The 8,285-nt window shown below is 46.2% G+C and carries 7 protein-coding genes and 1 pseudogene; 4 read left to right on the plus strand and 4 right to left on the minus strand.

All coding sequences use genetic code 11. The features are described from left to right. Positions 1–237 precede the first annotated feature (237 nt). From O9290_RS24975 to O9290_RS24985, 3 genes are read right to left on the minus strand one after another with little or no spacing between them, the layout of a single operon-like run. Positions 238–756, minus strand: a complete 519-nt coding sequence (locus O9290_RS24975; protein WP_061432803.1) for a TolB family protein — start codon at positions 754–756, stop codon at positions 238–240. Continuing rightward, positions 753–1,289, minus strand: a complete 537-nt coding sequence (locus O9290_RS24980) for a TolB family protein (protein ID WP_002761945.1) — start codon at positions 1,287–1,289, stop codon at positions 753–755. The genes O9290_RS24975 and O9290_RS24980 overlap by 4 nt, the downstream gene beginning before the upstream one ends. 12 nt (positions 1,290–1,301) lie before the next feature. Beyond that, entirely contained in the window at positions 1,302–2,117 is an 816-nt protein-coding gene (locus O9290_RS24985; protein ID WP_288024055.1) for a Ycf66 family protein, read from the minus strand. 695 nt (positions 2,118–2,812) lie between these two features. Between O9290_RS24985 and O9290_RS24990 the strand changes: the two genes are divergently transcribed. The 4 genes and pseudogenes from O9290_RS24990 to O9290_RS25005 form a co-directional block, all read left to right on the plus strand. Next, positions 2,813–4,507, plus strand: a complete 1,695-nt coding sequence (locus O9290_RS24990; protein ID WP_288024058.1) for an iron uptake porin — start codon at positions 2,813–2,815, stop codon at positions 4,505–4,507. 156 nt (positions 4,508–4,663) lie between these two features. After that, the gene (gene pyk, locus O9290_RS24995; protein ID WP_002761942.1) at positions 4,664–6,439 is read left to right on the plus strand and encodes a pyruvate kinase; all 1,776 of its coding nucleotides are present in this window, start codon (positions 4,664–4,666) and stop codon (positions 6,437–6,439) included. Positions 6,440–6,660: 221 nt separating this feature from the next. Further along, on the plus strand, positions 6,661–7,473 hold the full coding sequence (gene cpcE / locus O9290_RS25000) for a C-phycocyanin alpha-cysteine-84 phycocyanobilin lyase subunit CpcE (RefSeq protein ID WP_288055145.1): 813 nt from the start codon (positions 6,661–6,663) through the stop codon (positions 7,471–7,473). Between the two features lie 55 nt (positions 7,474–7,528). Continuing rightward, positions 7,529–7,678, plus strand: a pseudogene (locus tag O9290_RS25005) (DUF29 family protein); the annotation flags it as partial. 17 nt (positions 7,679–7,695) lie between these two features. On the opposite strand, the gene O9290_RS25010 reads toward O9290_RS25005, so the two are convergent. Continuing rightward, on the minus strand, positions 7,696–8,285 hold a 590-nt coding region (locus O9290_RS25010), incomplete at its 5' end, for a transposase family protein (protein WP_502846476.1).

An 8,285-nucleotide genomic window follows, 5' to 3' on the forward strand; every position in this document is an offset into this window, starting at 1 on the left:
TTCAGGTGGTCAACTACCTAATTTTCAGGGAAAAAGTACCTGAATTTTCCCCCGATCCCCGCAATGGCTGGCACTTTTTGAGGGGAAAAAAGTCCAAAAGTCTTATCCAACAAGGTTTTTAGATTTATTCAGCAAACCCTATTTAATTGATTATTATTCATTCTCCTGACTACTGACTACTGGCTACTGACTCCTAACCCTAACAACAATTTTTGATTTTTACAAGAGATCTAATAATCACTGATTTTCATTGACTAATACCCGTCCGGATAGATCGTAAATCATAATATCCCATTGCCCATTTTTTGCCGCTTCAAAAGCCACTTTAGAACCATCGGCACTGATGATCGGATTGCGTACTTCCGCGAGCAGATCGGGAGCAATTTCCCTTCTCTGTTGAGTTTGTCGATCGTACAGATAAATAGCCGTTTTTCCCTGACGACTAGCAGTAAAAACGATATAACGACCATCTTCACTAATGGAAGGACTAGAAGCGATCTGATCGAGAGAATTTAGTCCGGGTAAAGGCAGTAAACGGCGATCGATGGCATCAAAAAGATAGATAGCTTGGGAACCATTGCGATCGGACGCAAAAACGAGATAGCGAGAGGCAAGATAGGGAGTTAATTCACTAGCAGCACTGTTTAAAGTTCTCCCCCCTCGATCGAAAGGAAAAGACAATAAACTGGGATAACCCGCACATCCAGTTAACAAACTAATTACAGCAACAAGACTAATAAAAAAATGACGTTTCACGGTTTGGGACTTTCAACGGGACTGCCATCGGCAATATCCAACTCGATATTCGGACCGCGATCGAGAACCTCCACATCCCATTGTCCCCGACGAGCGGACTCAAAGACAAGATAACGACCATCGGGACTAAGACGGGGATTTCGCAACCAACCGCGATAATTTTGACTCAATAACTCAGAACGATCGGTAATGCGGTCATATAAAGCGATGACGGGACGACCCTCAATAATCACCACATAAGCCAGATAACGCCCCGTTTGGCTTAAACTGGGGCTATCGGTAATTTCTTGACCCGTATATAATCCCCCTAGGGCTTGGTATTGTTTTGTCTGCAAATCATAAAGCAGCATCTGATTACTACCGCGACGATTAGACAGCAAAGCAAGCCAACGACCATCACCGCTCAGGGCGGGTTTTTCGTCATTATAGCGACTATTTAGGGTTCCTGTAGAGAAACCGGGGTTATTGAGATTACAACCGCCTATAACCCCTAAAAACAAGCAGATAAACAGTAAAAAGGGAGCTTTGGTCATCGGACCTACTCCTTAATAATCAAACCTAGTCGGATGATCATTACTCGACTCCCGTTCACTATTATCCGGTCTCTGCCAATCTTCTCGATCGCTCGTATCGCTAGGATCGATCGGTTGATAATCGACGTATTCCCCTTTAAATGGCGGATCATCCTCAATTATTGGGCGAGGACGACGTTTTTGTCCAGTGCGGGGCAATTTACTGCTCGTTTCTTCACTAGCGGGACGACGACGGGGACGGGGACTGGTTTCTTCCCAATCATCACCGCTACGGCGCTGATCATAAACATCTCGATCGCTAGTGGGGGAACTATTGCGGGGACGACGATTAGCCGTTTTGCGACCGCTAGTATCGGCCGGCCGACGGGTGCGGGTGCCGCGGGGTTCCTCGTCCTGATAACTAGAAGTGCGGGAAGAGCGGGGATCATCGTAACCGCGTAAACGGGGATTATCTTCGTAACGTTCCTCCGGTTCATAGGTGTCGAGGGGTTCTAATTCGGCCCGATATTCCCGACTCACAGGACGTTCATCCACAAAAGACGTGCCGCGGCGGGCCTGTTCCGTGGTTAAACCCCGCAATTTTACCGTCTCGAAGGCAAAAAACACCGCTGCCCCGGTCAGCAAAAATTGTCCGAATTGCAAAATCGGATCCAGTCGCCACCCTTGAAAAAGTAGAATTAAACCGCACAGTAAACCAACGGCGGCAAAAAATATATCATGATCCCTGGAAAGTTCCGGCCGCACCGAGCGCAGGAAGTATAATCCCGCTCCGGCCACTGCCAGAAAAATTCCTAAGATACTGGCCGAATTCAGCCCAAAATTGACCATCTTTATCTCCCTTCTCGGTGCTTAAATTCAAGAATCGAGTCTTTATCTATAGCCGTCAGTTTTCAGCAGCAATCTTGCTGTTTTTAACTCAAGGAGTCGATCTATATCCTGACCCCCAAGTCTAGCACTATATCTATCATCCTCGATTCTAACTTACTCGATCGAGCCTAGCTCACACAACTATTGTTGAGGAAGTGGGGAAGTGGGGAGACCACTTCGTGCGCGTTGCGGGGGGAAGTGGGGAAGTGGGGAGATTTTATCAGTGAACAGTGAACAGTAAACAGTGAACTGAAAACTCACATCTGATAACTGATAACTGATAAGGCTGAGATTTTAACAAAATCTTTAGGAATTGCCCATTGACAGGATTGACTAAATGTGATGTATGGGTTTCGGGCATTTTATTTTAACGTGATTTTTTGATCACTTTTGAGCGATCGCTATCGTTGGGAAGTTAATCGCCGAAAGTCTGAAAGGAGGGATTTTCATTGATGCACATCATGGTTAATTTGTAAAGTGCGTAATTCCTAATTTTAATAAGATCAGACAGAAATTTTTCTGTCATATCATAAAATTAACTTAACCTAGACAAGAGGGAATTAGCATAGAATGTGATTATAATTGCAGGCTAAACATATAGTCTGTTTGTATTCATAGTCCATTCAATCCATAGAAGAAGGTGTGAGGATTGACCCATGTCAAAACTATTCAAGAATTTAGTAAAGGTAACTCCTTTAGTATTAGGTGCTTCCGTAGCGGCTGCTGGCAGCGCAGTGGCTCAAACTATGCCTGGTACACCTCAACTCAAGGTTGATCCAGTAGCGCAACAACAACTCGATCGCATTCAACGCGCCCAAAATAGTCAGCAGATTAATACGGGTGTTTATCAGGGTTCCATGTCCCAGGTGACTAGCGTTAACCAACTGCGGGACGTATCTCCCACCGCTTGGGCCTACGAGGCATTAAGAAGTCTTGTGGAACGTTACGGTTGTATCGTGGGTTATCCCGACCGTACCTTCCGTGGTGATCGCGCCACCACTCGTTGGGAATTTGCCGCAGGTTTAAACGCTTGTTTAAACGTCATGGAACGTTTAATTCAAGATGGTGTCGGTGTACTCAGAGAAGATATCGATAAATTAAAACGTCTTGTTCAAGAATTTGAAACCGAACTAGCGGCTTTAGGAGCTAGAGTGGATAACCTTGAACAGCGCGTTGCTTTCTTGGAAAACAATCAATTTTCTACCACCACCAAACTCAGAGGCGAGGTCATCTTCAGTATCGCCGATAGCTGGGGTGGTCAAGCTTCCGTTACCAATACCGACGGTACGGTGACTGATGGCAGCAATCAAGATGAAACTCAAACAGTATTTAATAATCGGGTACGACTCAACTTTGAAACCAGCTTCACCGGTAAAGATTTGTTGAGAACCCGTTTACAAGCGGGTAACTTTAACAATACCTTCAACCAAAACGGACCGACGGTAACCAACATGACCCGTCTGGCATACGATGATGGCCGGGACAATGACATAACCATCGATGACTTGTTCTACCGCGCTCCCATCGGCACTCCCTTCGGTAACATCACCGTTTGGGTTGGTGCTAACCAGTTAAACCTAGATGACGTTTTCATCACTGCTAACCCCTTCCTCGCCGATAGCGGTACAGGTGCTTTATCTCGCGGTCAACGCTACAATAACATCGTTTTCCGTGGTCCTTCCGGTGTTGGTGCTGGGGTCAGATTCAACATTGGCGATGTTTTCCAAGTTACGGGAACCTACCTAGCCGAGGGTGGGACTAATGGTGCCAGCAATCCTAACCCTGGTAGCGGTTTATTTAACGGTTCCTACAGTGCGGGTGCTCAGGTTGGTTTCTCCTTCATCAAATTTGCCGATATTAACTTCGTTTACGTTTACAGTTATCAAACTGCAGCCAGTATGAGTTCTGGTTTATTCGGTAACGTCAGCAGCCCTCTCACCGAGCGTCCCTTCGGTAACGTTGGTACTACTGCTAACCGTTTCGGTCTTCAGGCGAGCGCCCAAGTTATCCCAGGAGTCTTAAATCTAGCGGGCTGGGCTGGTTACGCCGATGCTTCGGCCACGGGAGTTAATGATGCGATCGGAGACAATAACACTGGTATCTGGTCTTGGAACCTTAACCTCTCCGTTCTCGACCTCTTTGCCGAAGGTGCGGCGTTTTCTTTAGGTGGTGGTCAAGTGCCCCGTTCCGATAAAGAAAGCAGCACCTCTTACATGGTAGAAGCTCAGTATAAGTTCCCAGTCACCAAAAACATCCTGATTACCCCCGGTGCCTATGCGATCTTCAACGCTAACAACCGTAATAACGACACCATTTTTGTCGGTGTCCTCCGGACAACTTTCCGTTTCTAAGCTGAGTTGACGGACTTGGTAAATAAGAACGGTGGGATTTATAGATCTCACCGTTTTTTTGCTTTTAACTTTTCACTGGGTATAACCATTTATGAGAAGATGATCGGAGCGTCCCAAACGCTGCTATATTTACTTCGCCTATTTAGTTGCTTATCTATGCACTCTCTGTCTTTCCCCCGTCGCACTAAAATTGTGGCCACGATTGGCCCAGCCTCGCAAAATAAGGAAACATTACGTCAGATGATCAAGGCGGGGGCGACGACATTTAGATTAAACTTTTCCCATGGCGATCACGATTACCATCGTCACAGCATTAACCTGATCCGTCAGTTAGCCTTTGAACTCAATCAACCCATTGGCATCCTTCAGGATCTACAGGGGCCAAAAATTCGCTTAGGTAAATTTGCCTGTGGGTCGATTACCCTGAAACCGGGGGAACCCTTTATCCTTACTTCTAGGGATGTGGAATGTAATCAGGAAATAAGTTCCATTAGCTATCCCTCGCTGGCCCAAGAAGTCCCAGAAGGTTCGAGAATTCTCCTCGATGATGGTAAGGTCGAAATGCGGGTGGAATCAGTGGATCGTTTGAAAGGAGACCTGTCCTGTCGCGTGGTGGTTGGGGGTGTCTTATCCAGTAATAAAGGGGTAAATTTTCCCAACGTCTATCTGTCGGTGAAAGCTTTAACCGATAAGGACAAAAAAGATTTAATGTTCGGACTGCTGTGGGATGTGGATTGGATCGCCCTTAGTTTTGTGCGTAATCCCCAAGATATCCTCGAAATTAAAGAATTAATCGCCAGTGCGGGTAAATCTATCCCCGTGATCGCTAAAATTGAAAAACACGAAGCGATCGAGGAAATGGAGGAAATTTTATCCCTCTGTGATGGTGTTATGGTGGCTAGGGGGGATTTAGGAGTAGAATTACCAGCCGAAGACGTGCCAATCCTGCAAAAACGCCTGATTAATACCGCTAATCAGCTAGGCATCCCGATTATTACCGCCACTCAAATGCTTGACAGTATGGCCAGTAATCCTCGTCCCACCCGCGCCGAGGTTTCGGACGTGGCTAATGCGATTTTAGATGGCACTGATGCGGTCATGCTTTCCAATGAAACGGCTGTGGGTCATTATCCCATCGAAGCGGTGGCAACCATGGCCCGCATTGCCGAAAGGATCGAACGGGAACAGATCAATAGTGCCGCTCGCTCTAACAATAAACAATCGATTCCTAACGCTATTTCCTCGGCAGTTAGTCAAATTGCCGAACAATTGGGGGCAGCGGCAATTATTACCCTGACAAAAACCGGCTCTACTGCCCGTAACGTCTCCCGATTTCGCCCCAAAACCCCGATTTTAGCCGTTACTCCCCATCGAGAAGTGGCACAGCAGTTACAGCTAGTTTGGGGCGTAAAACCGATGTTATTGCTCGATTTACCCTCCACCAGCCAAACTTTTCAAGTGGCGATGAATCTCGCCCAGGAAAATAACCTCCTAGCGGATGGTGAGTTAGTGGTGATGACGGCGGGAACTCTGCAAGGGGTGGCCGGTTCCACGGATTTAATTAAGGTGGAAGTGGTAAAATCCCTTTTGGGTAAAGGTACGGGTATCGGCCAGGGTGTGGCTAGTGGCCGGGCGCGAGTAGCCCATAATGCCCGAGAAGTGGGTAGTTTTAGTAGTGGGGAGATTTTAGTCGTTCCCACCACCAGCGCCGAATATGTGGATATGATGCGGAAAGCTGGCGGAATTATCACCGAAGATACCGCGATGAATAATCACGCCGCTACTATCGGTTTAAAATTGGGTATTCCTGTTATTGTCGGGGTTAAAGATGCCACGAAAATTATCCGCGAAGGGGTGATCATTAGTCTCGATGCTCAACGGGGTTTAATTTATTCTGGTATTGGCAATGGCGCAGCAACTATGAAAAACTGAGTCAGTTATCAGTATTCTCCGAGACAGGAGTCAGGAGACAGGAGTAAGGAGTAAGGGGACAGGAGTAAGGGGACAGGAGTAAGGGGACAGGTTTTATTTATTCTCCCCATCCCCCCACTTCCCCACACCCCACACCCCACACCCTACACCCCACACCCCACACCCTACACCCCACACCCTACACCCCACACCCTACACCCCACACCCATTTTCACTTGTCTATGAGCGATTCTTACTCTGCTGCCGTCGATAATCCGGCCTATACTGTTGAACAAGCGATCGCTAATATCCAGCAAAGAGAAGACCTAGGCGCGCGTTATTATGCCGCTTGGTGGTTGGGTAGATTTCGTGTTCGTCAACCGGAGGCGATTTCGGCCTTAATTGCCGCTTTGGAGGACGAAAGCGATCGCACTCCCGATGGCGGTTATCCCCTGCGACGCAATGCCGCCAGCGCTTTAGGGAAATTGGATGATCTCAGTTGTGTTCCCGCTTTGATTGCCTGTCTCGACTGTGAAGATTATTATGTGCGCGAATCGGCGGCCCAAGCATTGGAAATGCTTCAGGATCGAAGAGCGATCGCACCTTTGAAGAAACTATTAGAGGGTGGCATCGAAGTGGCTGTTTTGGTGGCGGGAAAACCCCATTTAGTCCAACCCTACGAGGCGATTATCGAGGCCTTGGGAACCCTGCAAGCGACGGCAGCGATTCCCCTGATCGAGCCGTTTTTACAGCATTTCGTCGAAAAAGTGCGTTATGCGGCTGCCCGCGCCCTCTATCAACTAACGGCTAACCCCCACTATGGCGATATTCTGATTAAGGCTTTGCAAGGGGAAGAATTACAGCTGCGTCGTTCTGCTTTAATGGATTTAGGCGCTACGGGTTATCTGCCGGCTGCCCCTGCGATCGCTAATACTTTGGCGGAAAATAGTCTGAAACTGGTTGCTCTCAAGGAACTTTTAGAAAACCATCTAAAAACTAATTCTAGGGGCGAAAATATCTCGGAAATTCTCACTTTAATGGATAGTTTATTGTAATTAATCATTGGTTATTTTGTATCTAAATTAAAACCGATGCAATCCAGAGGTTTTTATGCTAATTCAAACTGATTATGTCGGCTGGCTAAACGAGACAATCACTCTTTTAAAACAAAAAAACTTTGATCAAGTTGACTGGGAAAACTTGATCGAGGAGATAGAAAGTTTGGGCAGAAGTCAAAAACGTGAACTCCGCAACCGGCTGGGAGGGGGACAAGCCAGCTAGAAGGTAGATAGAGCAAGCGATATAGCTCTTTGTCCCTTGATGTAATTCTTCAACCGATAGCGGCTAATTTGCATTAGCTCTTCTATATTTTTTTGGAACATTTGATGTAGCTGGAGCCAATGATAGAGATGTTGACCCACATAAAAACTGCTGTGTCTGCGTTGACCTTTATATCTTTTTTCAGGTCTTGTGACATATTTTTGGATTCCCATATCCTTAATTTTTTTACCTTGTAGTGTGGCACTTGTATAGGCGATAGCTATAACAATTATCAGCTTTGATAAGTATTGGGGTGCTAATTGAGAACCTTCTAAGCTATAGCCTCCCGACTTAAAATCTCGGAACATCTCCTCAATATCAAATCTTTTTTGATAGGCAATTATTGCCGTCTCTAAATCCACAAAATTTGTCAGAATATACCAAGGTTCTTTTGTTTGAAAACCCCCATAGGTTTTTTTCCACTTACCAGCTAAGTTAAACTGTCCAAATCCCTGCTCTTTTGTAATATTGACATCATTCAAAAATAGTTGAGTTCCTGGACTTAAACCTAACTCTCTCATTTCTTGATAAATTCCTTCTTTTGTCT

Origin of the sequence: Microcystis sp. LE19-41.2A (genome assembly GCF_027530405.1) — a bacterium.
Classification (GTDB): Bacteria; Cyanobacteriota; Cyanobacteriia; order Cyanobacteriales; family Microcystaceae; genus Microcystis; species Microcystis aeruginosa.

Coding starts and splice junctions, on each gene's coding strand:
- O9290_RS24980 (WP_002761945.1), bottom strand. CDS start 1,289: ATGACCAAAGCTCCCTTTTTACTGTTTATCTGCTTGTTTTTAGGGGTT.
- O9290_RS24990 (WP_288024058.1), top strand. CDS start 2,813: ATGTCAAAACTATTCAAGAATTTAGTAAAGGTAACTCCTTTAGTATTA.
- pyk (WP_002761942.1), top strand. CDS start 4,664: ATGCACTCTCTGTCTTTCCCCCGTCGCACTAAAATTGTGGCCACGATT.
- O9290_RS24985 (WP_288024055.1), bottom strand. CDS start 2,117: ATGGTCAATTTTGGGCTGAATTCGGCCAGTATCTTAGGAATTTTTCTG.
- cpcE (WP_288055145.1), top strand. CDS start 6,661: ATGAGCGATTCTTACTCTGCTGCCGTCGATAATCCGGCCTATACTGTT.